This window comes from Robbsia andropogonis (genome assembly GCF_034047095.1).
Taxonomy (GTDB): Bacteria; Pseudomonadota; Gammaproteobacteria; order Burkholderiales; family Burkholderiaceae; genus Robbsia; species Robbsia andropogonis.
In genome coordinates this window covers 612138-638491 of the sequence record NZ_CP139170.1, presented here as the reverse complement: position 1 = coordinate 638491, position 26354 = coordinate 612138, and the positions used below count along the sequence as shown (strand labels likewise).

Sequence of the window (26354 nt, the reverse complement as noted above, 5' to 3'; positions counted from 1 at the left end):
CGCAGCGACGGCGCACCAGAAGGTGCATCGCTGCTGGCGATGTAAAATGTCGTATCTATTTCCGTGGACAGCCTATGAAACGCTTCGTGGCTTAAGGTGTTGCGACGACCGGTTGAATCTACCCAATGTGCTACGCGTAGAGTTGCGCGATATCAAACCGGCAATTTGGCGCAGAATCGTGATGCCCGGCACGATCCGGCTGGGAAAACTACATCTCGTGTTGTTGCTCGCCATGGGCTGGGACGGAGGGCATATACATGAATTCATCTTTGGCGACACCCACTATGGCATACCTGAGGACGCGGGATTCGCGGATGACCCACCGATATCAAATGAGGCACGCGTGACCTTAGCCAAAGCCCTGGGAGGGCTTCGCACATTTACGTACGTCTATGACTATGGTGACAACTGGCAGCACCGCATCAAGGTTGAGAAGGCATTGACCCCAGACCCGAAGCTACGACACCCACTCTATATCGATGGCGAAAACGCGTGTCCGCCGGAAGACGTGGGCGGGGCTCCTGGGTATGCTGACTTCGTAGACGCGATCAGCGATTCCTCGCATGAAGAACACCAGCATTTAAAGGACTGGTATGGTGGCAGCTTCGATCCCAAGGCATTCGACCTTGTCCTGGTCAATCAGCGGCTCTGCGAAGTTGTGCTCTAATCGTCAAGACCGTCTGTAATGATGCTTACACTTCCAGTAGTCCGTCATATCCCCCCTTCTCCGCCCGCGTTGGCCAGGCCGCGCCAGCAACGGTAGCAGAAGTGTCACACTCAGCACTATCTTGACAGTCGAGCATTTTCACGGCGTCCTGCCACGCGTCAAAAATAGCCAAGTCCTTTGTCATCTTTCGCTTTGAATAACGATTACCCGATTGATTCATACCCTCTTCGTTCCTAATGCATACGACCACTAAGATCGTATGAATTATTGTTAAATAAAAATCATCTTAAATAAAAGCATTCCAAGAAAATCGACCATGTCAGAATTGCGGACCTGCGCACCGATTTTCCGACCGCACAGACTCAAACCCACACCGATCATCGGTAAGAATAATTAAGTTACAATCGCGCAATCCGCTCGCCAGTTGTCGAGCACGTCATAGGGGGAATTCATGCCAGGCGATATGCGCTCCTTCCACCCGACACCGCACCCTGTCATCAATACGGCTGCTGTCACCGATGGCCTTGGCTGCAAACTCGACCGGCTCGACGTAAGTACGCAACTCGATATTGGCGCGCTGCGCGTACACCGAAAGCAGGCGCCAAGGAACGTCATATCGAACGTCGAGACGGACGCAGATGATCGTGGGTTCCTGGTTGGTGTATCGTTACTCCCCGGTCACCAACGGCGGTTATTGCGTGGACCAAGTCGCAAAGCTTATGCTTTCACTGAAAATGCGATTTATATCCGCGATTTTTCAGATAAGTACCATGCCGAATTATCGGGAGCATTTGATTTCCTTCTTTTCGAAGCGAATCCTTTTTGGCTCGAACGACTGGGTACTGATATTCCAAGGCTCGGTAGCGTCGGTCTAAGTACCAAGATCGCGGAACGCGACGACACATTGAGCCATCTTGCGCGTGCCATGCTGCCGGCAATTTCCTATCCCAACGCTGCGCAGTCGCTATTCCTCGAACAACTCAGCATTTCAATCGGTCTTCATCTCATTTCACAGTACGCCGGCCTTGGCCGTAGCGTGGTGCCAATGCACACCCGAAAGCGGGCAACACTATCTGCTTGGCAAGCATCCTTTGCAAAAGAGATGCTGATGGCACCATCGAATGCAAGTGTATCGATTGCCAATATCGCAGCGGAATGTCGCCTGTCTGAAAGCTATTTCATACGTGCGTTCCATGGTTCTACTGGACAAACGCCTTATCAATGGCAATTGCAGCAACGTGTCGAGCGTGCTCGTCACCTCCTCAAGAACACTACGACGTCGTTGGTAGAAATTGCCGATCAATGCGGCTTTTCCGATCAAACGCATTTCACACGCGTTTTCTCGAAAGCGACGAGGATGGCCCCGGGCGCTTGGCGACGCTACGTCACGAGTACAAAGTGATGAAGCTGCGCTCACCGAGCGCGTTGATCCCTACCTCTTGTCAGCGGCTTGACAACGATCAGTCTGGATCTACCAGGCAAATTTCAACTCGGCACCTATATAGTCAGCATTTTTCGCACCGACTTCGCGCAATGACTTTCCAATTTGAAAATGCACGGCCTCTAGGGCGGCAGTAATGTTCGCGTTGACGGCATAGTCTGCGCGAAACTGCGTGTAAAAGCCGGTCCATAAAGAACCGAATCCGGCCGTACCAGGCACCGACGCAGAACCTTGTTGATAGACAGCATCGGACGTGGTTTCGCGCCATTGCAAACCAGTGGCAAGAAGCAAGGTCCATTTACTAGAAGGCTTCAACGTCAGCGAAGGCTTGATATGGATGAGATTCGAATACCCGGTATAACCTGCAAGCGCAAAGTAATAGCCATTCGGGAACAGCGGATTAAAAGTTCCGATCCTTCCATCGTGCGGATGCCGATCGCCCGAAGCCGCATCGATTTGCAGGCCCAGGCGAGGCGCCCACGTTACGTTGTTAAAGGTATACCCGGCAAGCGAGCCTACCGCCCATGCACCGATGGTGTTGCTGCCGACGTGCCCGCTTTGATACATTGCCTCGGCGTCCCAATCGATATTGCCAGTTTTCCCCGTATATCGCACATCGAACACATCACGATGCTCGTCGCCGCTGCCATCGATAAAATTCGCGCGGCGCCGGTTATAACGGGAATAATAAGCCGATACATCGCCGGGCCCGACAGATTGGCGTTCCACACGCACACCGCTGAACGTCAGATCACGATTCGATACGTCATCAAAATCTGATGCGTCGCGATATTGGACCGGCTGTGTCGCATACGCTATCCAACGCCAGCGTCCCGTCTCGAAATCTGCCCAGACACCATCGAACGCCTGCCGCACGTTGGGACCATCGCGCACTGCGACAAACCGTTGCAGGTCAAATGCCATCTCTTGTCGACCAACGCGCGCTTTGACGACACCAAACCTTGTGTTTTGCGTGAATGTGACAAATGCCTGCCGCAGATCCAACGGATTTCTGTCGACGACCGAGACGCGATCCTTGCCGTAAGGCAGTGCGCTTTCTATTTGCGTAAATAGCTGGATTCGTTCGCCCAAATGCACATCGGCATGCACCTCCACTCGTTGTATTAAGTAAGTATCGCTATGCCCCGAACCCAGCCCATACAACGGCGCATCGTTGACTTCCAAGCGTTCCCGCAACACCGTTCCCAGTGAAATATAGGCATCTCGATTACCAAAGAGCGGAATATACTTTAAGGAGTCGAATGGCTTTTTGGGGACACATCCATTTTGCAACACCGACCAGTTCTCCTGCCATCGATTGAATGCGATCGCTGGGCGAGAGCAAGTGCTTGTTGCCTCGCTGACTGAAACCTTAGCGCTGTTATCGGCGAACGACGAGACCGATGACGCGCCCAGTCCGGCGCCGAGGACCAAGGCGCGTAGCGTCCAGGACGCGTCGCGGCAACGCCTACGGCAGGAAGGCACGACGCGATCATTCGCCATCGTGCACTTCAGCAATATATCCCCCAGGAAATTCAAGCATTGCCGTCGTACTCGGGCCGTTGCTATATGGCGGATATAACACTTTGACGCCAGCGGCTTGTGCTTTCTCGATAGTCTGTTTTACATTGGCAACGCGGTAACCGGATGTTTCGCGACCAAATGGAAACGGGAGTTTGCCGTCAGTCACAAACACGACCATATTGCCAAATCCTGAGCTGACTTTGATCTCGCGAACGGTTTCTCCAGGACGTCCGATCACGCCTGCGTCCACATGGGCATTGTCGGATATGACTTTACCGTGCGAGAAACGCAACCAGCGTTGCAGAAAGTTCTCCGCTTCATAACGCGAAACATATACACGGTTGTCTGGAACGTTCTGCAAGGGCGCATAATTCGGCGCTTTCGTATGCCAGTAAAGCTGCATCGTCAGGCCACCCGGCCATTGAATCACCGCATCCTTTCCAATAGGATCATCGAACGAATCAACGACGATGTCGGCCCCAGCCGCGCGTGCAGATTTTAATGCCTGATCGATGTCGCTGACCAGATAGCCGGTACGCTCATTGCCAAACGGATAGGGAATTGGCGTCTCAAAGCCAAAAACGGACAGCATCCCCACCGGCGTCTGCACATACTGCGATGCTGTTTTGCTGGGCGTTGGTGTCACGGTGAATACAGCGCGCGGGGACGCTTTTCCGCCGAACGTGGCGATGAAGCTGTTGACGAACTTATCGAGATCGGCAGGGGTAACATATACATGGGTCGTATCGTATTGCGGCCCGACCGAAACGTCATCAGCATACGCTGCATGTGCATTAGGCGCGCCAACGTTACCCGTTGCCGACTGCGCGAACGCCGCCGAAAACGGCGGAAGACCAATCGCCAGTAAAGTGCACGTCAACACCGAAGAGCGCAAAAAATATCGTGAATTCATCATCTCATTTTCTCGAAAACAGGGAAAACGCCGTAAATCGATATAAAGGCATTCCGTTAAAACGCAAAGCAACTGCATCCAAGTGCGCCCCAGAATCCGTTCGAGTCACTGACTGGAACGGTTTTGCGCCAGGCGAAGCCGTGTCCGTGGGCGTGAATGCCGCACAAGTTGACGCAACCATCCACGCACGCCACGGCTGACGGCTTATAGCGGCTGTACCCACCGAACTCGGCTACGGGCGACCACGTCGGACTGACTGGAATCGCAGGCGGCGCCATTGATGCGAAGTCGTCGGCCGCATAGACGATCTTGCCCGCAACCACCGTCATTACAGACTCGAGATATTTGATTTCCGTCTCGTCTATACTGAAATAATCTTTACTCAGGACCGCGAAGTCCGCGAACTGTCCGGGTGTCAAAGCACCTTTTTTATCGTCCTCGTTCGAGAACCATGCGCTCCCGACGGTGTAACGCCTCAACGCTTCCATTCGGTCGAGACGGTTTTCCGCGGAGTACATCTGCGTACCGCCTACCGTTTTTCCAGATACCATCCAGTAAAGCGATACAAAGGGATTGAAACTCGCCACACGCGTCGCATCAGTCCCGGCGCCCACTGCCAGACCGGCTTCCAGCATGTGTCGGATAGGCGGTGTCTTGCGCGCCGCTTCGACGCCATAGCGATCGATAAAATACTCTCCCTGGAATGCCATGCGATGCTGTACCGCGATGCCACCGCCCAGCGCTTTGACACGATCGATATTGTTTTGCGTGATGGTCTCGCAATGGTCAAAAAACCAGCGTAGTCCAGCAAAGGGAATATCTGCGTTCACACGCTCGAACACATTGAGGAAGCGTTCTATCGATTCGTTATAGGTGGCGTGCAAACGGAATGGCCAGCGATTGGCAACGAGCAGCCGCACCACAGCCTCCAACTCCTGCTCCAGCGTGTCCGGCAAATCCGGGCGCGGCTCTAGAAAGTCTTCGAAGTCCGCCGCAGAAAACACCAGCATCTCGCCCGCACCGTTAAGGCGAAGGAAATCGTCACCCTCGCCCGGCTTTGTGGTTTTCACCCACTTCGAGAAATCTTCAATCTCTCGCTTCGCGTTTTGAGTGAATAGGTTATAGGCAATGCGAACTGTCAACTCGTTGCGTTTGGCCAACTCCATGATGACAGCATAGTCGTCCGGATAGGCCTGATAGCCGCCGCCCGCATCGATCGCACTTGTTACGCCGAGCCGATTAAGCTCGTGCATGAAATGTCGCGTGGAGTTGCGCTGATCCTCAAGATCGAGCTTCGGCCCCTTCGCCAATGTCGAATATAAGATTCCGGCATTTGGTCGCGCGATCAACATGCCGGTGGGATTACCACGCTTATCACGCTGTATCTCGCCTCCGGGCGGATCGGCCGTCTCTTTCGTATAGCCCACTGCTCTGAGCGCCGCCGCATTTAGCAGCGCGCTATCGTATAAATGCAGAATGAATACAGGGGTATCGGGTGCAATCGCGTTGATTTCTTCGAGCGTAGGCCCACGTCGTTCAGCGAACTGGAATTCGTTCCAGCCGCCTACTACCCGTATCCATTGGGGCGCAGGCGTGCGTGCGACCTGCTTCCGAAGCATCGCGAGCGCATCCGCCAATGACGGCACGCCATCCCAGCGCAACTCCATATTGAAGTTCAAGCCACCCCGAATGATATGCAGATGCGAGTCGTTGAGCCCCGGAATCACGGTCCGACCACGCAGATCAATATAAACGGTTGCCGCGTGGGCATGACGTTGTACGCTATGTCGCGATCCAACCGCGACAATCTGACTACCGGCAATTGCCATCGCATCCGCGAAAGACCGCTTCGCATCCTGCGTCGCAATCTTTCCGTTGAAATAAATGGTGTCGGCCGGCGCAGCCTCATTGGTATGAGTAATCATTGCAATCCTTGGTAGAGGTGCTCCGCGCAAATGCACGGAGCCTATTCAGGGGAAGGCAGCGACGCCGTTATTTCGTTGCCGACACTGGTGCCAGTACATCGTGCTGAACAGCGGTACGCTGCGCCGATTTATGCACCATCGTATAGGCGTAGTCGACGCCCATCCCGTAGGCGCCCGAGTGATCTTTCGCGACAGCCATGACGTCGTTATAAGTACCCTTGTGCGCCCAATCGCGCTGCCATTCCAACATCACCTGCTGCCATGTCACTGGCACAACACCGGCTTGCACCATCCGTTGCATCGCGTAGTCGTGCGCGTCCTTCGACGTGCCGCCCGAAGCATCGGCAACCATATAGATCTCGTAATCGCCTTCCAGCATTGCGCAAAGCGCAAACGTGGTGTTACAAACCTCCGTCCATAACCCGGAGACGACAACCTTCTTGCGCCCGTTCTTTGCCAAGGCATCGCGCACCTTCTGATCATCCCAGGAGTTCATCGAAGTACGCTCAAGAATTTTGTGATCCGGGAAAACGTCCAACAATTCAGGGAACGTAAAACCCGAAAAACTCTCCGACTCGACCGTCGTGATCGTCGTCGGGATATCGAAGGCTTTGGCAGCTTTTGCCAGACCGACCACATTGTTCTTCAGAACCTGTCGGTCGAGCGACTGAACACCGAAAGCCATTTGCGGTTGCTGATCGATGAAGATCAGTTGCGAATTGGCCGGAGTCAATACTTCGAGCTTTGGATTGGACATGGCGAGCGATTTCCTGGCAATGAATAGGTGTCGGAAGATAATGGCAAGCTGAAACTTGCCGGCGAAGCTGATCGCTAGTTTAGGCACATGCGAATACATCGTCCTTGGGTAGGACGTTAATCATTCTTAAAATTCATCATGCCTCTTGGTGCGAGGAACGAACGATCGTCGCTCTCCGCAAGGTTCAGTTTTTGAGGAAAGAGGCAGTAATCGACAAGACAAAACACGTTTATAGCGCTATCGTCGGTGCGGATCTTTCAATTTCATATCGTGTCGGATCGTCATGCCAGCTGTATGCATTCGCGAGGCATCGCGTATCTGCACGTGATACTCCTGCGCCAAATATGACATGGTTGATTTAGGTCGCTTTCAAGTGGATCTCGCGATGCGTGTCTTGCGTCGCGATCACGAGGTCGTGCCCTTAGGTTCGCGCGCCTTCGAAATTTTGGCGATATTGGCCGAATCAGTAGGTGAGCTGGTCACAAAAAATCAACTGATGGAGGCTGTCTGGCCTAACACGGTAGTCGAGGAAAACAATCTTCAAGTTCATCTGACGGCGGTCAGGAAGGCGCTTGGACAAGAACGTGATTTGATTGTCACGATTCCCGGACGAGGATACCAACTTCGCGTGCTGCCGCAGAAGCAAGCCGCCCCCGCTCTCAAAGTATCCGCTCGGCGTCGCCGACTGCTTCCCGCCAGATCCCAACTGGTCGGACGAACGGCGTCTACGCAAGACCTCCGCATGCTGCTAAAGCAACACGATGTGATCACATTGACGGGCGCAGGCGGGATAGGAAAAACAAGTTTGGCGATCGAAGTCGTGCACGAAACGATTGCGGATTTTCATGGCGATCTATACTTCGTCGAACTCGCGTCGGCACAGACGCGCGAAAGCATGCTGGCGACGATGATCGAAGACTGCGGTCTGTGCATCGACTCACCGGCTCCAAGCCTCTCCGAAGTAGCTGCGGCTCTTGGCGTGCAGCGCTGCTTATTGCTGCTGGACAACGCTGAACATATTGCCGATCACGTTGCCGAATTCGTCGAAGCCGTAATCGCCGAGAACCGCCAATTGCATATCATCGTCACCAGCAGGGAGCCGCTTCGGATCAGTAGCGAGTGCGTGTATCGTGTCGAGGCACTAAGCGTGCCGTCGTCGACCTGCACTGACTCCGATGTCTTCGCATCAGACGCCGTGGCGTTATTCTTGATGCGTTCGAATTTGGTCGCAAACAACTTCGAACATTCTCGTAGCAGCCTCCACGCCATTGGCGAGATCTGTCGGCGGCTGGATGGCATTCCGCTCGCGATCGAGTTAGCTGCCGCGCGGGCTGCAACGCTCGGCATCGACGGGATTTGCCAGCGGCTCGACAACCGCTTGGCCGTACTAACCGGCGGCTTTCGTACGGCGCTGCCGCGTCATCAGACGCTACGTGCCACTTTCGATTGGAGCTTCGATCTGCTTGATCCACCGTCCAGGCGACTATTCCGGCGACTGGCCGTGTTCAGCGGCATGTTTTCTTTGGAAGCCATCTGTCATGTCACTTGCGATGCCGATCTTTCGATCAATCAGGTCATCGATGGCATCGCCGAGCTCGTCAATAAATCGATGATGGTGATGGAAGTTGATAGTGCAGTCGCACAGTACCGTCTTCCTGAATCCACACGTGCTTATGCCGCTGAAAAGCTTGATGCAGAAGGCGAAACGCAACGCATTGCCACACGCAATGCACACTATCAGCTTTCGCGTCTGCGCCCGCTAACCGAACACCTTGCCGATGTGCATTCCGAGTTGCAGCATGCGCTGGACGATACACGTCATGCCGTTGATTGGGCATTTTCGGCGACGGGTGACCCGCGTCTCGGTATCAAACTCACGGCGAATCTCGTTTTTATTCTGATACGACAGTGTCGGCTCGACGAATGCGCCCGTCGTGCCAGTCTTGCTGTCAATGCAATCGATCCGCTTCCACCCGGCACGGTCGACTGCATCGACGAAATACGCATTCGATCAGCGCTCGCATCCGTAATGCCAAATTTGGACGGGCCGATAAGTCGTGCCTCAGAACTCTGGCATCGCGTGTTGGCACTCTCTAAGGAATGTGGCAGCGACGAATTCGAGGCCCGCGCATACTGGGGGCTCTGGAATACAGCGATGTCCAGTGGTCATGTGTACGAGGCCCTTAACTGGTCATCGCGCTTTCACGCCTTCGCCGGGTGTCGCGGTACATCATGGCAATGCACGCTCGCCCAGCAGCTAGCGGCTACTTCACAGCACTGCCTAGGTAAGCATGCCGAGGCGCGCGATACACTGAATGCCACGCTGGAGATATTTGCCTCATACCCGAAGCAAGTGATCGACATCCAAGGCTTCGCCGTCGCACCGCTTGCGATCACTTACAGCGGTCTGGCGCGGATTTTGTGGCTTGAAGGAGATTCGACCGGTGCGATGGCTTACGCGGATAAAGCCGTCGACGTCATCGACCCTGCGACGATGGAGCCGTGGTTGACCCATGTTTTAGCAGTCGTTGCGGCCCCGCTCGCTTTACTATCAGGAGACTATCAGCGTTGTCGGCGTTACCTTTCGATTATGCGCTCTCAAACGACGCTACACCGATTTACGATCTGGCACGACTATGGCGAGTGTCTGGCTGGCTATCTTGCCATCATTGAAGGCGACAAAGCAGGCGGTCTGGCCACGCTGGAAGCTTCTCTCGCTGCATTAGCCGCTGCCGGTTTTCGACGATTGACAACCCCGTTGATAGTGGCATGTGCCGAGGCCCAGATAGCGGCCGGTCGCATCGTCGAAGCGAAAGCAGCTCTGACAGATATCTTGCATTTTGACGAGGAAAATGGCGCCTTGTTTTTCCTACCCGAAGTGTGGCGCGCACTCGGTCTTGCGGCTTACGCCGAAGCGAGAGAAATGCCAAACCAACACGACAATGAATCTCGTCGCGACAAGCTAGCGCATGCGGAGGCCTGTTATCGCCAATCTCTCAAAATGGCCAGCGAGCAAGGAGCGACGATGTGGGAAGTACGCACGACCATTGCACAGGCCCGATTTTGGATGAAACAGAACCGTGCCGCGGAAGCGAAATCGGCGCTCGCAGGGCTCGCAACGCGCATTAGCCCCGATTGCAACGCGCGCGATGTGCGCGTCCTATTCTCTTTGTTAAACGCGGTCGAAACGCTTACCGCTTGATCAGTGGCGTGATCCAACCTATCTCGATCTACCGTGCACCAACAATTCATTCGGCATTAAGACCTGATCAGACTTCAGTGCTGGTCGGCGTTTTCCGAAATTTCTCTTTTGAAAGCAAATGAATCGGATGTCTATCGGGCGCTTGTGCAAGCGAAGAGGCAGCAAAATGCGTTTTTACAATGGGCACTGCATGCTCGCCAATGACCATGCCGAGTAGACCGGTTAAAGCGACGAGCGGCGGAGCGGGCGACTGAATCCTGAAAGCCCAATAGAGTAACCCGACGCCGATTCCGGCAAGCAGCGATAAAAGGTAGGACATGACTAACTCCAAAAGTGACGAACTGGCGATGCTCCACATGATCATCGTGCAGGACACTTAGATGAACGCAGCAACATCGCCTCATCACTCTAATGCTCTGATTTGCGCGCGTCCTTGGGCCAGACTTAATTCTTATGAAAGCGTGTGCCCTGCCCGTGCAAAGAGCAAGGTTTCACGCGTACAACCAACGTGCGAGAAGTTTGGTATAGCGCGGCATGACAACGTACACCATCATAAATACGATCACGGCCGCTACCAGGCCCTTGCTAATCAGATTTGTGCCAAGCAAAGCATTCGTGGCGAAGATTGGATGAAGCAGCAACGGCACAAGCACCGTCAAAGGGAAAATCGCAGACCACGTCACTAAAAATTGCTTCCATGGTTTTGGGTGCTTGACCTGCGAGGCCGCTGCTTGAAACCAGAACTCCAGGCCTGTACGTGTTTCATGCTTGTCGCCTTTCGGCAGAAACGGTGACATTCTTGTCATGAGATGACTGCGTTCATCAGAATCGATCCAAGCAGACAACTCGTCAAAGCTGGCAAAGCGAATGATCACCGTGTAATTACGCATCCCTGGAATGGGCTTTATCACATCGGTGGAGAGATATCCTTTGAATTGGCGACACGCATTCCTGGCGTCCACCAGCCAGGCCTCATATTGCGACTCCGCACCGGCAAGTACTTCGTGCGAAATGATCGTCGTAACGATGGCGTCGAGATTGATATCACGTTTCGACGGTGAATTCATTGGACCTCATTGAAGTGAATCCGCTTTGAGAATATTGGAAGCTAAAGGCAGTATACGGAAGCGCCAAGAGCTGTCCATGCCGAGGAACCGCCTCTGTCGTGAAATCCGCGCACTATCGGCAGAATTCATCTTTTTAAGGAAAATTAATAGTCGCACCAAGGACTTGGTCACACAGGTTGCGTTATTGTCAACTTCAGACTGCTTCCCGGACAGCCGCGAAGCATTCGGTACGTCGTGCCGTAGCGCGCCGTTATATAGGAGACAGTTCCGATGAGTCACATGCCAAACGTGACGTTACCCAAGAGTGAGCTGGCGATCGCTGCGTATGCCAAGCTGGAGAACGTTGCGTCTGCCCTGCTGTTTAACCACGCGCTACGCGTTTTCGCTTTTGGCTCTGTCGTCGGAAAAAAAAGAAGTCTGCGATTCGATAGCGACATGCTTTTTGTCTGTGCAATGCTGCATCATATCGGACTTGTCGATGATCAGGTCACGTCCAATGCGAGATTTGAAATCGATAGTGCCAACGTTACGAAAGCACTATTGGAACAATTCAAGCTTGAGCCGGCACTTGCGGCACAGGCATGGGACGCGGTCGCATTGCATACGTCTCCCGAAATTCCCGAATATAAATCTCACCTTGCTCTGGCTCTGCAGATAGGTGTGGAAGCGGACTTATACGGCTGGCATTTCGAGGAAATTCCGGAGGCTTCCCGTCAACAGATTATTCACGACTTTCCACGCGAAGACAATTTCTCCAAGCTTCTTGTCGAGATCTACGGCACCGCGTTGATCCGCCGAAGAGATAGTGTCTTTCGAACGCCATATGTTGACTTACTCGAACGAGCCGATGCGAAGTATCGCCGCCCCAATCTCTGCGGACGCATCCTGGGATCGCCGTGGTCTTACCCTAGGTAATCGACGAATGCCGTGCCTAATTTACAGAAACTGCTTACTTGGTTTAACGTCGATCTCGGGCTGCTGTTCTTGAGAACGAGTGCGAGTATATTGTTGCTCGCAGTGCATGGCTGGCCAAAAATCATCAACTACACGTCACAACTACAACTGATCGAAGACCCACTGAAAATTGGCAGGTGGTTTTCGCTAGACTTCGCAATTTTTGCCGAAGTAATATGCCCTATCCTGATGATCGTCGGAATCGCAACACGGCTAGCGGCCCTTCCCATCCTCATCATTATTGTAATGGCAGTCGCGATCGTCCATCCGGATTGGTCGCTCGCCGAGGGTCAATTCGCCTGGATGCTGTTGATCATTTTTGCAACCGTCGCGATTGCGGGACCGGGAAAATATGCGCTCAGCAAGGCAGTCATTAAACGACAATCGGGGCGATAGCACGAGATGCACGCTTTCGATGGTGAAAGTGTGCTTTTATTGCAGCGTCGACATTCGACCATTGCCATGATACAACTCGGTAAACTGCATATCTCACTTTCATCCAGGGAGATTCTGCTCAATGGCGAAATCGTTTGTATCGGAAGTCGTGCTTTTGACGTATTAGCAGTACTTCTGCGTGCTAAAGGCGAAATGGTGGCGAAGGAAGTCATCCTCAGCACCGTATGGCCCAACACGATCGTCGAAGAAAATAATCTGCAAGTCCACATTTCGTCACTCAGGAAACTATTGGGTGACGACAAACATCTGATTCAAACAACGCCGGGTCGCGGATACAGGATCGTCGGTGCCCAAGTTGCGCCGGAATCTACCCCGGCCGTAAAGGCATCCACCAATGTCGCACGGCCTTGCAAGCTGACAAATTCCGAAGGTCGAGCCGCCGATGAAGCAACGCTTCGCCTGCCATTCGATGCAGAGCAACACGCCGTCGATGAGACACCCCAGGGTCGACACAATCTTCCCGTATGGTCTTCGCCTTTGATCGGGCGCGATCAGGTATGTATGGACGTGGCCCAGATGCTCGCGTCGCAACGCCTCGTTACCATCAGCGGAGCCGGCGGGATGGGGAAAACGCGCGTTGCTATCTCGGTAGCCAATGGAAGTTTGCAACAATTTAGAGACGATGTTTTTTTTCTTGATTTCGCCAGTGTGGCGAACGATCAAGGCGTCTTCGACGAATTCGCAAAAGCAACGCGAGCGCCAGCGTTCGTCGGTTCACGCCAAATCGAAAAAATGATCGCGCCGTTTCGACGACGTCAATCGCTGTTCGTTTTTGATAACTGCGAACACGTACTTGTCGGAGCGGCGACGCTGGCTCAGGCGATATCACGCCATTGCGCAAGCGTCCGCATCCTTGCAACCAGCCGAGAACCTTTAAACATCGACGGCGAGACGCTGTACACTTTGCCGCCGCTTGCGGTGCCCAGCGGCGATGATTCGTGGGAGGATGCACTGGCATGTAGTGCGGTGGCGTTATTCATAAAACGTGCACGACCGTCGAATCTTGACTTCGAATACGACTCGACCAGCATGCAACTCATTGCAAACATCTGCCGGCGCCTGGATGGGATGCCGCTGGCAATCGAATTGGCTGCGATCCGCGCAACTGTATTAGGCATTCAGACGGTAAGTGCGCACCTCGACGATCGATTTCGTATATTGACCGGCGGGTACAGAACGGCTTTGCCACGTCATCAGACTTTACGTGCAACGCTAGACTGGAGTTACGAGTTGCTGACGGATTCCGAGCAGTTGCTACTTCGCCGCCTGAGCCTATTTCCCAACGGATTCTCGATCAACGCGATGCGCGCGGTATGCAGCGATCAAGGCTTATCACCAACCCGATGTGATACATCACTGGCCGGGCTGGTTAGCAAATCGTTGGTCAATGTCACGCGCTTCGCGCACGACGTGCGCTATCGACTACTTGAAAGCACACGAGCTTATGCCTCGCAAAAATTGAATGACCACGGTGAATCACGTCAATTATCTTTCCGATACGCGACATTCTTACATGATGTCCTTGGCACACTGTTTCCCCTAGACCACACGGGCAAGATCCCGCGTTTCGATGACTCCCTAGCGTTACAAAGCAACGACAGCGTCGCTACAGCGAACGCTGAGATGATCGACGCACACGGCATCAAGCTCGCATTGACGTGGGCATTCTCGGACGATGGTGATGTGTCGATCGCCGTGCCCTTAGCAGCTGCCGCAAGCTATTGGTTCTTCGAAAAGTCAATGGTCCGCGAGTGCTGCGATTGGGCTGCACGCGGTCGCCAGCTGTTGCGGTCATGTGAAAACGACGCCTCTGTATTGTCGCCGCTACATCTCTCGTTGACGACGGCTTACGCCGCTGGCTTGGTTTATACCAGCGGACCAACATCGCAGACCAAATCGCTTTGGTCCGAAGCAAGTGCGGACGCGCAGCGTTTGAAACTGGGCGACTTTGCCGCGCGCGCTATCTGGGGCATGTGGAATGCCGCGCAATATGGCGGCAACGCGCGGTCTGCATTACGTCATGCTCTTGATTTCGAATTGCTTGCAAAGCGCGAGAACGTCGAAACGAACCAGGTATTAAGTCAACGCTTGATAGGAATTGCCCACCACTTTGCAGGCAATCAGATCCAGTCTCAAAAATATCTGACAGCAATGCTCACGCGGTATGCACATACGCGCCATCAGTTATCGTTGCTCGGATTCTCGATCGATCATAGCGTGGTGGCCCGTGCGACGCTCTCGCGGGTGCTATGGTTGCGCGGGAACGATGACGAGGCGTGGCGAGTCGCGCAAACCGCGTTACAACGAGGACATGATTTACATCACGAGATGTCGCTTGCCTATGTGCTCGTTGAGGCTCATATTCCTATTTCGCTGATGTCAGGCAACACCGAAAAAGCAACACGCTTCAACCGGCAATTAAGCGAATTAGCCACGCACTCCGGCTTTGAAATATGGGACGCGTCGAGCCGCTGCTTTGAAGCGTTGATTGATCTTATGCAGACACGTTTCCCCTCTTCGACGATGCTTGCGGCATACGAAACAGCATTCGCCAGACTGGAAGCGACCGGGTTTCTTGCCCACCGCACCATGCTCCAGGCTATCTATGCCCAGTCTGTAAGCCGCGCCGGCTTTCATCAGAAAGCGTTGAATATCGTCCATGCTCTATTGTCAGATGCCGAACAAACTGGCGATCTTTGGTATAGCAGCGCTTTGTGGTGTCTGCTTGCGCAAATCTCGAGCGAGCTGAATGACACTGGCATGCCGCCTACCCCAACCGTCGACCAGCATGCTTGTCTGATCCGTGCGCAGGAGGTCGCCCGACAGCAGGGTGCGACTTACTTCTATGACCGCGCCAAGCATGCGATGAACGCCGTACAGAAGATCGACCATCGACGACGACGCAACACCGCTGTCTATGCGAGTGTGTCTACCGTAGCGACGCAGTAATGGCGTTGATCATACTACGCGCTTAACAGCGATGCTGCTTGCTGAATTGAACACGGAGCGTATTGTCGTTGAACGGTTGCAGCGGTCATCCACCATGTTCCTTGACTCAAGCGCAACGTCTGAGCGGCAATGAAACGTGGCTGCAGATTTCAGAACTTTTAATCTCTCGATAAGGACTTTTCTCACGCCAACTCGCTATGCTTGGTGCGCCGACCTATGCAGTGCAGATCGCGCACCAACCTAACCACCACGCAAGTTTTTTTGCTCGACGCCCTGTGTGTCGCCCAAAAAACGGAGTAGAAAATGACACCAGCTACCATTTCGCTGAACACAAACACATCGCGTCGCAAACTATTATCGACCGGCGTCGGTCTGGTCGGATTTGCAGCCGCCGTTGGCCCCTCATCTAGCGCTGTAGCCGCGCCAAATATGAGTGGAGGAGCAGCGGCGTCAGCAGGTGGCCATCGGCGCGATGAAAATTTCGTGGTGACGAAAGATGGAACGTTGATTTTCTACAAGGACTGGGGCCCGAAATTAGCGCAACCAATTGTATTCCATCACGGCTGGCCGCTGTCCTCCGATGACTGGGACGCGCAAATGCTTTTCTTTGTGAACAAAGGTTATCGGGTCGTTGCGCACGATCGGCGCGGACATGGACGTTCAGCACAAGTATCCGAAGGACACGATATGGATCACTATGCGTCCGATGCCGCAGCCGTGGCGGAGGCATTAAATTTGCACAACGCTGTTCACATCGGACACTCCACAGGCGGTGGTGAAGTCGCCCGCTACGTTGCAAAGCACGTTCAGCCGTCCGGACGTGTCGCAAAAGCTGTACTTGTAAGCGCGGTACCTCCCCTTATGCTCAAGACACCAGGCAACCCGGACGGGTTACCCATCGAGGTATTCGATGGTTTCCGCAAGGCGTTAGCCGATAATCGCGCGCAGTTCTTTATGGATGTTCCGAGCGGCCCGTTCTACGGATTCAACCGCCCTGACGCAAAGGTCAGCCAAGGTGTGATTTTGAACTGGTGGCGCCAAGGCATGAATGGAAGCGCAAAGGCTCATTACGAAGGGATCAAGGCATTTTCAGAAACGGATCAAACTGCGGACCTCGAAGCGATTACCGTTCCGACTCTGGTCATGCACGGGGACGATGATCAGATCGTTCCTATCGGCGACGCTGCGTTGAAGTCAATCAAACTGCTGAAAGATGGTACGCTCAAGGTCTACCCAGGCTACCCGCACGGTATGCTGACTGTGCATGCGGACGTTTTGAACGCTGACCTGCTTGCGTTCGTTCAAAGTTAAAGCACGACGTGAACTGTCTCCTCTTTATCGGTATCGCTTGATGCGGAGCGAATGGATAGGTTGCCTTGCCTCGTTACACATACCGAAACTCACGTTGCTTTTTGCATAGCCTCGTAATCGCAATGCGGTATTGACCCACTAACGCACGATAGCGTCAGTTTGCGTACTGGGCGGATTCAGCCGGTCGCAACACCTTTAATGCGGTAAATGCGGGCGAGGAAGCGGTCGCCACGCGGCGTTCGCGCGTACTACCGTCCACCTTGACGGGCGCATGACGTTCCCACAGGTCTCGGCGACGATCCTATCCCTTGGAATGCAGGCCGCCGGGCGATGCTGCGGTTGTCCCTAGATTGACGCGCACCGTCTTCCGCCACATTATCGAATCCGCAAACGTTTGCGGAACAGAATCCACCGGTTCCTACGCTCTCATGACGCACCAGGCCGCCCAAAGGCCTGCCGCGCACGGTCGTTGTGCCTTGCCTTCTGGTCCAGAGACAAGGGCGAGGCGAACCGGTGCGCGCGTCAAACGAAAAGTTAGCCTGCGTCCCAAAGATTGCCTGCTGGAGCGCAGCCTGCGCTTGCGCTACGCTATCGAACGTAAGCTCTCTTGCGAATGGTCTCCGGAACAAGTAAGCAGCTGGCTTAAGCGCCGATATACCGATGACGAGTCGATGCGCGTGTCACACGAAACAATCTATCGCAGCCTGTTTGTGCAGGCGCGCGGTGTTTTAAAGAAAGAGCTGCAGTATCATTTGCGGACCCAGCGCAAGATGCGTCATTCGCGCTTCTCTATTCGCAGGCGCAACTGAACAAAATCGCAGCGCGCCTTAATGAACGGCCGAGAAAGACCTTGGGCTTCATGTCTCCGGCCGATAAACTACGCGAGGCTGTTGCGGTGACCCAGTGAACCCACCGTGTTTTTTTTGCAAACCAAGGAACATCACGCGGACTTCTATTTCTTTAGTATAACAAACAATTTCAAGTTATCGTTTCGATATCGTACCAAAACTGAAGTTCGTTGCGGCAGCTGGCAACACTTTACGTCGTACGCAACATCTCCTACGAAATAGTACGATTCGATACACCAAGGTTTTTCCGAAATAGTTACCTTACATATGATCGAAACGTGCGGTCGTTCCGTAATTTCGCCAATTCCCGTCTTTATTCGCAGGTTGTTTGTGGCAGTTGTGAGAAGTCGTAATGTGTACCGACTCACAAGAGTCAGATGCCACTTTAGAGGCATAGCGAACAAGTCCGACGTCATGTTTGAAATGCGAAGGCTTTGCAGATTATCTTGCCAGCAAAGCGGGCAAGAAATCCTTGCCTTGAACAGGCTTGGCAAAGGCTTTTCACGCAGGATTGAAGACATACATCGACCGCTATTACCGACAGGTCATAAAAGCAACGCTTGGCAGCGTTAGGCTTCGAGAAGTATCGGGTTCAGCGGGAAACCAACTGAAACGACCATGGCAAGCCTCGTGGGGCCATTCATGTACGTTGCGATTCGATACTGCGGCGCACTCATATCAGCACTATATGCCGCCCTGCAGCACCATCCTCACGATGACTGTCGACGTACTCCGTCGTCGATTGAATATCACACGAGTGCAATTACGGGTCTACGCAAAACGCCGTGTAAGTTACCGTAGGGTTGTCCTCATGAGATGCTCCCACACATCGTTCGACATGAAATAAATGATAAAAATGGCACTCCATATTTGTGATCAAGAATTTGAATTAATTATCTCCGCGTAAAATGCATCTATATTATCCTAAATTACGAACTAAATCATATATATCTAATAATTCCTTTTTAAAACGATAAAAATGGTAAATTTCCCTCAAGTCTGCTCGGCTGCGGCCGTTAGCCAAGCGGAAGGGACTGACTCGGTCTCGGACAGTATCCAGTTCAATCTTCGCGCACGAACTTGATTACTGCCATAGCAGTAAAAGGGGCGCCGTTTTGTCTGTGCGTCGTTGCATCGCTAACGTCATTTAAAAAATACGATGAACAATTCAAAAGTATCAACCCGCTTAGCAATAGGCTTCGGAAGCGTTCTGTTCCTACTAGTCACGGTCGCGCTTGCAGGGTTCTACGGCCTATCTTCGATTCATAGCAGGCTCGACAGCATAGCCCGCGTGAACAACGACGAATCAAAATATGCCAAAGACATGAAATCATCCGTTGCGGACCGAGCCATCGCCATTCGCAACATCGCACTACTGACGGACCCGGCTGGTCTCGCACAGGAGTCCAAACGCGTGGAGCGGCAAAAGAAAGTTTATGCGAACGCGGAAGAAGCGCTGGGCAAAATGTTTGCAACGGAAGCCGGTACGACAGACCGTGAAAGGTCGCTTTACGCCCAAATCAAGGAAGACAATGCCGCTGCCGTGCCTTTGATGGACAAGGCTATTGGCTTAGGCTTGGCGAACAATCCCGCAGAAGCGATTAAAGTCTTGCTGCAAGAAGCGCGACCAAAGCAAGCTGCTTGGCTTTCGCACCTGAATGAGCTAGCAGACTTTGAGGATCAACTCAATGCACAAGCAACCGAAGAAGCAAATGTCACTTATCATATGATCCAAATTACCACATGGGCAATCGTCGGGTTTTCGCTCATTTTGGGTGGGTTCCTGGCCATTCTTATTACCCGCAGCATTCTGAAGCAACTGGGGGGAGAGCCAGCACAAGCCCAACAAATGGCACAGCAAATCGCCCAAGGCAATCTCACCCAGAAGGTGCACGTGGCAGCAGATGACAACACGAGCCTGATGGCTGCGCTCGAAGCGATGCGAAAAAATTTGAGCAATATTGTGTCGGGTATCAAGACGTCTGCGGAATCCATCTCTGTTGCGGCCGGAGAAATCTCGCAAGGCAACGTCGACCTGTCGCAACGCACCGAAGAGCAGGCAGCCTCCCTCGAAGAAACGGCAGCCAGCATGGAAGAGATCACTGCAACCGTTCGGCAGAACACCGAAAACGCCCGCCAAGGCAGCACACTCGCCAACACCGCGTCGGAGACAGCCGCCACAGGGGGCGAAGTGGTAGGCCGAGTCGTCACGACCATGCAGGACATTGCCACAAGTTCGTCGAAAGTTGCCGAAATCATTAGCGTTATTGAAGGAATTGCATTCCAAACCAATATTCTCGCGCTCAATGCGGCTGTCGAAGCGGCACGTGCCGGAGAACAAGGACGAGGCTTCGCTGTAGTGGCTGGAGAGGTGCGTACGCTAGCACAGCGTAGTGCGGCCGCGGCAAAGGAGATCACTGAACTGATAGGGACGTCCGTTGAACATGTCACTGCTGGCGAGGCACTGGTGCATAACGCAGGACAGACCATGAGCGAGGTAGTACGCTCCGTGAAGCGCGTAACCGACATCATGGGGGAGATAGCGTCAGCGTCCAGCGAGCAGACTATCGGCATCGAACAGGTGAATGTGGCAGTAAGCCAAATGGACGAAGTCACACAGCAAAACGCGGCGCTGGTCGAACAGGCAACCGCTGCAGCCCGCGCCATGGCAGATCAGGCACAAGCGCTGCGTGATTCGGTGGCAATCTTCCGTGTCGGTGCTGATGCCAGCGCGTCAACCATCGGGCACCAGTCTTCGATAGCAGAAGATTCCAGTTCGCATAACTACCGTCATACAAGTCGCCAAGGCATGGTGTTTAGAAAAGCGGCATGATCGGCCACGCTCGATTTGACTCTCTCCATGACGAATTCGTGAGCTGGCGAAGCGTACTTTTGCGAACTTGCTAAGCGCCGCCTTGCAAAAGCGATGGCCATAATAGCTGGACCAGAATTTCATATGCCAAGCCTACCCATCGCATCACTCATGTGACAATGCCGTCGATGACGCTCTAACCTCCCATCGACCATCGTCGAGAAGGGATAACCCGCGGCTTACCGTTATGCTGCGTCGCGACAATGCAACAGTAGCTGGAAGCATTCTTTGCGATGTCCTTGATCTCTTTCCGCGATGGCTCAAATAATGGGACAGTGATCCGTATGCGATAACGCTAGAACATCGCAATCCTCCCCCTATTAGAGTAAACATGGCTAGCGCTCCGCCGCCTTTTTCATTTACAAAAAGTCGACTCAGTCGGCGGTTATGGCTGGGGGCGTTGCTTGCGATATCACTTTCGAGCGCTGTCGCCGTCGTGAGTCTTCTTGATCTCTATAAAACGCTTGGACAGACTCGGCATGATGCACGCCTATTGCACGAATTTTATTTGGTACTGGAAACTTCCAATCACATTTCGGCGGAGCGCGGTCCATCCAATATCGTCATGGGTAGCCCTGCCTCACCTTCGGCCTTAAGCAGGCTGCAAGTATTTCGCTCTCAAACTGATGCTGCGCTAGGAAAGCTGAATAGGGAAATTGTCCCCCCTGTAATTCTAGACAAAGCTAAACAGTATCTCGGCACAGCAAGAAGACAAGTGGATAACGCTGCCACACGTCCCGTCGTGGACCCAAGAAATATAAAGGCAGGAATCGAAGCCATGTTTTCCGTGTATGACGCTTTTCAGGAAGTTGTCGAATGGCACGCAAAAAATCTGGTTCATTCGGAACCAGCCTTGCTAGGCCCCGTGCAGCATGCGCTAACGTTGTCTGACCTGCGGGACTCGGCGGGTCGTCTAGGGTCTTATGTTGTACCGTATCTTATATCGGGAAAGCAAATTCCATTATCAGACCTTCAACGCATAAACGATATACAAAAACGTATTGCCTTACAGTGGCAACGGTTGCAATTAGAAAGGAACCCAGAAGAAGACCTGGCTCGTCAGAGCTTTGAAGGATATGGTCTGCCCCTGGTCGCCAACCTTATCTCGGAAGGACAGTTAGGGAAAACCTATTCTCTCGATGAGAGAGACTTCACCCTTCGTTACACCGCCGCACTCGCTCCATTAGAAAAATCGAGGAGCAATTATTTGCGAAACACGGTGGAAAAATACGAAATATGTGAACGCAAGGCGGCGCGTCAATTTGTCGGTGTACTCGCTTGCACCGTATGTATCGTCGGGTTGATTTACTGGATCATCGTGGTCGTCAGAACGCGCGTGCTGAAACCATTGCTTGATGTCAGTGCGTCGCTGGTGGCACTGGTAAATGAACAACCGTTATCGAGTCGCTTGGACCGAACCGGTCCAAAAGAAATGGACGAGCTGTTCAAAGCGCTGGATGCTGTCGAAATTGGCTTACGCGAACGGGCAGAATTGACGGAGCGGTTCAAACAACAGGCGGAAACTGATCCGCTTACCCACCTGATGAACCGACGTGCCTTTGAAGCGGAAGGTAAGGCATCGCTAAAAGTACTTAGGGGCGCGTGTGCGTTTCTCATGTTACTCGACTTGGATCATTTCAAGTTGATTAACGATTGCCATGGACATCCTACAGGCGATAGGGTTCTCGTGGCTGTTGCTGAAGTTCTGCGCAATAAGGTGCGACCGAGGGAGTTAATAGCGCGAATCGGCGGTGAGGAATTCGCGATACTGATTCAGGCGCAAGATTTGCCCGCAGCCATAAGCACTGCCGAAAGCATACAAGCGGCGCTACGTAAGCTTGAGTTCACTGCCAAAGATGGCACACCTATTCGGGTCGCAGCCAGCATCGGAATATCTGAAGGAGGCGAGTACAATTTAACGGAAATGCTCTCACGGGCTGACCTCGCTTTGTACGATGCTAAACGCGCCGGCCGGAATTGCATCAAAGTGTTCAACACTGCTGTTGTTTGAAGCGAAGGACCGTGTCACGTTAGTGAAGCAATGTCAAGCTTGACGCATACGCTGATTGTCATGGCGCTACCAGAAATGCCTAACCTGGACACGTATCGCAGATCGCGCCTGTTTCTACTTAGCGTTTGTTCATCGCCGCGCCTGTCGAAAGGACCCACGGTGCAGTATGATGCCGTCGAAAGTGCAACTTTTAAAACGCCCCGCTATAACAAGAACCTACTCTCGCTAAGCCAACTACGACAGCGCGATCTAACCCGTTGGAAACTGCGCCGGGTTCGCGTGGCGTGAGGCGAATCTGGAAACCCAGCTAACTGCGACCACTGCAAAAAGACAGCCGCCAGCCTGAATTGTCAACGGTACGCCCGCGTCGATAAGCGAACCTGCGACGATGGGTGCCAGTCCAGTCGCCACAACCGTAGCGGCTTCGACCGACGATCGCACTCGCGCGAGTTCCTCTACACCATACATTTCCACCCATAAGGCGGTCGGCATGGTTGCTGCTATTCCCGCCGATATACCTGTTGAGATTAAATAAATGGGGGCCCCTATCTTTCCGGACACGAGAGCAATCGTCGCCATCGCGATACCTTGCGGGACCAGAAAAAACGGAAGCAGGCGCGTGGCGCCAAACTTGTCTATCACAGGCCCTATGGCGAGGAGCGCGAAAGCCCGAGCGACCGCGTACCCTACAAAGCAAGCAGCGAGAAACTCCAGCGACCAATGCTTTTCCGCGGCAAGCCGTGCCTGAATAAAGAAGAATCCTGTTGAAATGAAAGGCGACGCCAAGACGCAAGGTAATGTCAGAAGAAGTCGTCGGTCTCGCCAGAGACGTAACGTCGTTGCGCGCCGCTGAGGCGAGAAGCTATCACGGGCACGAAAGTTTTTAACAGCATCAGGCAAAACGCGAATGGCGCTAGATGCAGCTAACATGACGATTACGCCACCGACTATCCATGTTGATCTCCAGCCAATAGCTGCCATCCCCGCAACGGCGATGATGGGCAGGACGGCTTCCCCCAACGGCAATCCAAGCGTCGTAATACCAAGCGCCTTCCCGCGGTCCATCGGGAATGTCCGGGCGGTGGTGGTCAGCGATGTATGAACCATTAATCCCTGACCTCCCAAACGCAGAAGATATAGGGAGACGAACAAAAACAGCAGGTTATGACTTGCCGCCATCATTAAACAAGCGCAAGACAAAAAAACTGCGACACCCATTGCATACTGGCGCACCGTTATTCGGTCGATCCACTGTCCGACAAATGTAAGAGACATTGCGCTCGTGATAGTGGCCGCAGCGTACACAGCCCCGAGACTTCCATACGAAAGATAAAATTCTTCTCTAAGGTGCGGACCAAAAAGGGATATATAAAAGGTCTGGCCGAAGCTAGACAGTGTCATGAGCACCAAACCAAACAGCAGATTGCGCCAGTTTGATACACCGAACTTCACGTACTTGCGAATCAATGAAATTTCTCCTTTTTGCATCGATATGCTTGCGCCGATAACTACTTCGGCGCGAGGCTTAGTAGATGAGAAATGACTTCGCTAGGAGCCGATACAAGATCAGACATTAGCCCTTCGGCAAGCAGCATGCCGTGCGGAATCCGTGTTTTACCGTTAATGCGACAGACTTGCATCAGCAGTGCCAATTTCCTTGTCGTGTTTCGCATATTTGTCGATCATCGTTTTGCTAGCTCTGTTTGTACCCGTGACCGCCACCGCAATCCCGTTGCGGCGAAATTTGTACACCACACGATCGAGCGCCTCGATTGCGGTAATGTCCCAAAAATGCGCGTGTGTCAGGTCGAGTCGAGCCACCTTTATTTTTTCCTTAAAATCAAATTCATCCACTAGGGCACCAGATGATGCGAAAAAAATTTGGCCCCGAACCAGATATAAACGTTCTTCTTTTTCCTCATTCAACACCGAATCGATCGCCAGGACGCGCTGCGCCTTAAACGCGAAAAAAAGCGCGCTTAACAACACGCCCACTAACACGCCGGTAGCCAAATTTTCAGTTGCCACCACCGTTATCACGGTTGCAATCATCACCGTAGATGAGCTTTTTGGGTGTGTACGAAGGTTTTTAAGCGACTGCCAGTTGAAGGTACTGATCGACACCATAATCATGATCGCGACCAGCGCCGCCATGGGGATTTGCTTTACCCAAGGACCTAGAAATACGACGAGAAACAGGAGAAAGACGCCTGCGACAAAGCTTGAGAGTCGACCTCGCCCACCGGATTTGATGTTAATGACGGTTTGTCCAATCATCGCGCACCCTGGCATTCCACCGAAAAAAGAAGACACGATATTCGCTATACCTTGGCCACAACATTCACGATTCTTGTCGCTTGGCGTATCCGTGAAATCGTCTACGATAGCTGCGGTCATCAGCGATTCAAGGAGTCCGACAACGGCGATGCCGAGCGAGTAAGGGAATATGATGCGCAGCGTATCGAATGAGAGCGGAATGTGCGGTATGGCAGGCATAGGCAGTTCGCTCGGGAAAGCTCCCATATCGCCGACAGTGCGTAGCTTGAGATGCATCCACATGGAAATAGCCGTTAATACAATAATGCAGACCAGTGGTGAAGGCACGACTTTAGTGAGGCGAGGCAATAAATATATGATGGCCAGACCTGCTATAACCATCAAATAAACGTAGGAGGGTACGTCTCGCAGCTGCGGTAACTGGGCAAGGAAGATTAAAATAGCTAAAGCATTGACGAATCCCGTAATGACTGACCGTGACACAAACCGCATGAGCGCTCCCAGTCCTGAAAGGCCCGCGACAATTTGCAAGAATCCGGCAAGAATGCCTGCGGCAAAAAGATACTGCACGCCATTCGACTTCACGAGATCAACGATCAGCAGTGCTATGGCACCCGTTGCGGCCGAGATCATGGCCGGCCGACCGCCAGCGATCGAGCAGACTACGGCGATGATAAATGCTGCATATATTCCAACGCGGGGATCGACTCCCGCAATAATCGAGAACGCTAAAGCCTCAGGAATCAACGCCAAAGCGACAACGACACCGGCAAGAATATCGGCTCGCGGGTTTGCAAACCATTGCCCACGGAAACTAGCTTTATTCATAGGGGAATAAATTTAGAGCATTTTTACGGACGGGAGCCGACCGGGAAGCAAATTTGGGATAAAAAGCAGACACGCTAGCGCAAGACTCACGCAAAACGATTTTACGTAAGGCGTAGTCTAATAAGCCGCAGCCCACAAAATGCAGGCGATGTGATTCCCAAGTTCCGCGAACCCTGTTGGTCAAGCTATGTGACAAAGTGGGGTTCGCGAAAAGTTACATGGGTCTGTAGTGGAGGAGAAAATTTGCAGGGGTACTACGCCATAATGTTAGAGCAAAGCCGTATTGATGTCCACAGCACAGAAGTAGGAGTGCTTTAGGCCCCGACAAAGCTGCGATAGCGCGACGCGCGCA

At 53.0% G+C, this 26354-nt stretch carries 18 protein-coding genes; 10 read left to right on the top strand and 8 right to left on the bottom strand.

Annotation, left to right across the window (positions count from 1 at the left end; all coding sequences use genetic code 11):
- The first annotated feature begins 46 nt into the window (after positions 1–46).
- Together SJQ66_RS16390 and SJQ66_RS16385 are read left to right on the top strand one after the other, a co-directional pair.
- Positions 47–667 (top strand): plasmid pRiA4b ORF-3 family protein, encoded by a 621-nt coding sequence (locus SJQ66_RS16390; RefSeq protein WP_320535042.1) that lies wholly within the window; start codon positions 47–49, stop codon positions 665–667.
- A gap of 451 nt (positions 668–1118) precedes the next feature.
- Positions 1119–2069 (top strand): helix-turn-helix domain-containing protein, encoded by a 951-nt coding sequence (locus tag SJQ66_RS16385; protein ID WP_320535041.1) that lies wholly within the window; start codon positions 1119–1121, stop codon positions 2067–2069.
- Positions 2070–2138: 69 nt separating this feature from the next.
- Here the strand turns inward: SJQ66_RS16385 and SJQ66_RS16380 are convergent, their stop codons facing one another.
- From SJQ66_RS16380 to SJQ66_RS16365, 4 genes are all read right to left on the bottom strand, one after another.
- The gene (locus tag SJQ66_RS16380) at positions 2139–3611 is read right to left on the bottom strand and encodes an alginate export family protein (protein WP_052738326.1); all 1473 of its coding nucleotides are present in this window, start codon (positions 3609–3611) and stop codon (positions 2139–2141) included.
- Positions 3601–4548 (bottom strand): VOC family protein, encoded by a 948-nt coding sequence (locus SJQ66_RS16375; protein WP_024904775.1) that lies wholly within the window; start codon positions 4546–4548, stop codon positions 3601–3603. The genes SJQ66_RS16380 and SJQ66_RS16375 overlap by 11 nt, the downstream gene beginning before the upstream one ends.
- A 53-nt stretch (positions 4549–4601) precedes the next feature.
- A complete protein-coding gene (locus tag SJQ66_RS16370) occupies positions 4602–6470 on the bottom strand; it encodes an amidohydrolase (RefSeq protein ID WP_320535040.1) in 1869 nt (622 codons plus the stop codon).
- Between the two features lie 67 nt (positions 6471–6537).
- Positions 6538–7227, bottom strand: a complete 690-nt coding sequence (locus tag SJQ66_RS16365) for a hydrolase (protein WP_046153216.1) — start codon at positions 7225–7227, stop codon at positions 6538–6540.
- Between the two features lie 349 nt (positions 7228–7576).
- Between SJQ66_RS16365 and SJQ66_RS16360 the strand changes: the two genes are divergently transcribed.
- Entirely contained in the window at positions 7577–10429 is a 2853-nt protein-coding gene (locus SJQ66_RS16360) for an ATP-binding protein (protein WP_024904778.1), read from the top strand.
- 67 nt (positions 10430–10496) lie between these two features.
- Here the strand turns inward: SJQ66_RS16360 and SJQ66_RS16355 are convergent, their stop codons facing one another.
- A complete protein-coding gene (locus SJQ66_RS16355) occupies positions 10497–10748 on the bottom strand; it encodes a DUF1427 family protein (RefSeq protein ID WP_024904779.1) in 252 nt (83 codons plus the stop codon).
- A gap of 172 nt (positions 10749–10920) precedes the next feature.
- A complete protein-coding gene (locus SJQ66_RS16350) occupies positions 10921–11496 on the bottom strand; it encodes a putative antibiotic biosynthesis monooxygenase (protein ID WP_253465496.1) in 576 nt (191 codons plus the stop codon).
- 279 nt (positions 11497–11775) lie between these two features.
- On the opposite strand from SJQ66_RS16350, the gene SJQ66_RS16345 reads away from it, so the two are divergent.
- The 7 genes from SJQ66_RS16345 (at position 11776) to SJQ66_RS16315 (ending at position 22897) form a co-directional block, all read left to right on the top strand.
- Complete coding sequence (locus SJQ66_RS16345; protein WP_320535039.1) at positions 11776–12411, top strand: HD domain-containing protein; 636 nt, start codon at positions 11776–11778, stop codon at positions 12409–12411.
- Between the two features lie 12 nt (positions 12412–12423).
- Entirely contained in the window at positions 12424–12846 is a 423-nt protein-coding gene (locus SJQ66_RS16340) for a DoxX family protein (RefSeq protein ID WP_253465499.1), read from the top strand.
- 6 nt (positions 12847–12852) lie between these two features.
- Positions 12853–15855 carry an ATP-binding protein gene (locus tag SJQ66_RS16335; RefSeq protein ID WP_320535038.1) on the top strand — a complete coding sequence of 1001 codons (3003 nt, stop codon included), beginning with the start codon at positions 12853–12855 and terminating at the stop codon, positions 15853–15855.
- Between the two features lie 429 nt (positions 15856–16284).
- Complete coding sequence (locus tag SJQ66_RS16330) at positions 16285–17166, top strand: alpha/beta fold hydrolase (RefSeq protein WP_320535337.1); 882 nt, start codon at positions 16285–16287, stop codon at positions 17164–17166.
- Between the two features lie 350 nt (positions 17167–17516).
- Positions 17517–17975 (top strand): hypothetical protein, encoded by a 459-nt coding sequence (locus SJQ66_RS16325; RefSeq protein WP_320535037.1) that lies wholly within the window; start codon positions 17517–17519, stop codon positions 17973–17975.
- A 1198-nt stretch (positions 17976–19173) separates the two neighbouring features.
- Positions 19174–20847, top strand: coding sequence for a methyl-accepting chemotaxis protein (locus SJQ66_RS16320; RefSeq protein WP_320535036.1), 1674 nt, complete (start codon positions 19174–19176; stop codon positions 20845–20847).
- A gap of 370 nt (positions 20848–21217) precedes the next feature.
- Positions 21218–22897, top strand: coding sequence for a GGDEF domain-containing protein (locus SJQ66_RS16315; protein ID WP_320535035.1), 1680 nt, complete (start codon positions 21218–21220; stop codon positions 22895–22897).
- Positions 22898–23146: 249 nt separating this feature from the next.
- Here SJQ66_RS16315 and SJQ66_RS16310 read toward each other — a convergent pair whose 3' ends face one another.
- Together SJQ66_RS16310 and SJQ66_RS16305 are read right to left on the bottom strand one after the other, a co-directional pair.
- A complete protein-coding gene (locus tag SJQ66_RS16310; protein ID WP_320535034.1) occupies positions 23147–24385 on the bottom strand; it encodes an MFS transporter in 1239 nt (412 codons plus the stop codon).
- 132 nt (positions 24386–24517) lie between these two features.
- Entirely contained in the window at positions 24518–26002 is a 1485-nt protein-coding gene (locus tag SJQ66_RS16305) for a SulP family inorganic anion transporter (RefSeq protein ID WP_046153158.1), read from the bottom strand.
- Positions 26003–26354: the final 352 nt, after the last annotated feature.

Coding starts and splice junctions, on each gene's coding strand:
- SJQ66_RS16390 (WP_320535042.1), top strand. CDS start 47: ATGTCGTATCTATTTCCGTGGACAGCCTATGAAACGCTTCGTGGCTTA.
- SJQ66_RS16385 (WP_320535041.1), top strand. CDS start 1,119: ATGCCAGGCGATATGCGCTCCTTCCACCCGACACCGCACCCTGTCATC.
- SJQ66_RS16380 (WP_052738326.1), bottom strand. CDS start 3,611: ATGGCGAATGATCGCGTCGTGCCTTCCTGCCGTAGGCGTTGCCGCGAC.
- SJQ66_RS16375 (WP_024904775.1), bottom strand. CDS start 4,548: ATGATGAATTCACGATATTTTTTGCGCTCTTCGGTGTTGACGTGCACT.
- SJQ66_RS16370 (WP_320535040.1), bottom strand. CDS start 6,470: ATGATTACTCATACCAATGAGGCTGCGCCGGCCGACACCATTTATTTC.
- SJQ66_RS16365 (WP_046153216.1), bottom strand. CDS start 7,227: ATGTCCAATCCAAAGCTCGAAGTATTGACTCCGGCCAATTCGCAACTG.
- SJQ66_RS16360 (WP_024904778.1), top strand. CDS start 7,577: ATGGTTGATTTAGGTCGCTTTCAAGTGGATCTCGCGATGCGTGTCTTG.
- SJQ66_RS16355 (WP_024904779.1), bottom strand. CDS start 10,748: ATGTCCTACCTTTTATCGCTGCTTGCCGGAATCGGCGTCGGGTTACTC.
- SJQ66_RS16350 (WP_253465496.1), bottom strand. CDS start 11,496: ATGAATTCACCGTCGAAACGTGATATCAATCTCGACGCCATCGTTACG.
- SJQ66_RS16345 (WP_320535039.1), top strand. CDS start 11,776: ATGCCAAACGTGACGTTACCCAAGAGTGAGCTGGCGATCGCTGCGTAT.
- SJQ66_RS16335 (WP_320535038.1), top strand. CDS start 12,853: ATGCACGCTTTCGATGGTGAAAGTGTGCTTTTATTGCAGCGTCGACAT.
- SJQ66_RS16330 (WP_320535337.1), top strand. CDS start 16,285: ATGAGTGGAGGAGCAGCGGCGTCAGCAGGTGGCCATCGGCGCGATGAA.
- SJQ66_RS16320 (WP_320535036.1), top strand. CDS start 19,174: ATGAACAATTCAAAAGTATCAACCCGCTTAGCAATAGGCTTCGGAAGC.
- SJQ66_RS16315 (WP_320535035.1), top strand. CDS start 21,218: ATGGCTAGCGCTCCGCCGCCTTTTTCATTTACAAAAAGTCGACTCAGT.
- SJQ66_RS16310 (WP_320535034.1), bottom strand. CDS start 24,385: ATGCAAAAAGGAGAAATTTCATTGATTCGCAAGTACGTGAAGTTCGGT.
- SJQ66_RS16305 (WP_046153158.1), bottom strand. CDS start 26,002: ATGAATAAAGCTAGTTTCCGTGGGCAATGGTTTGCAAACCCGCGAGCC.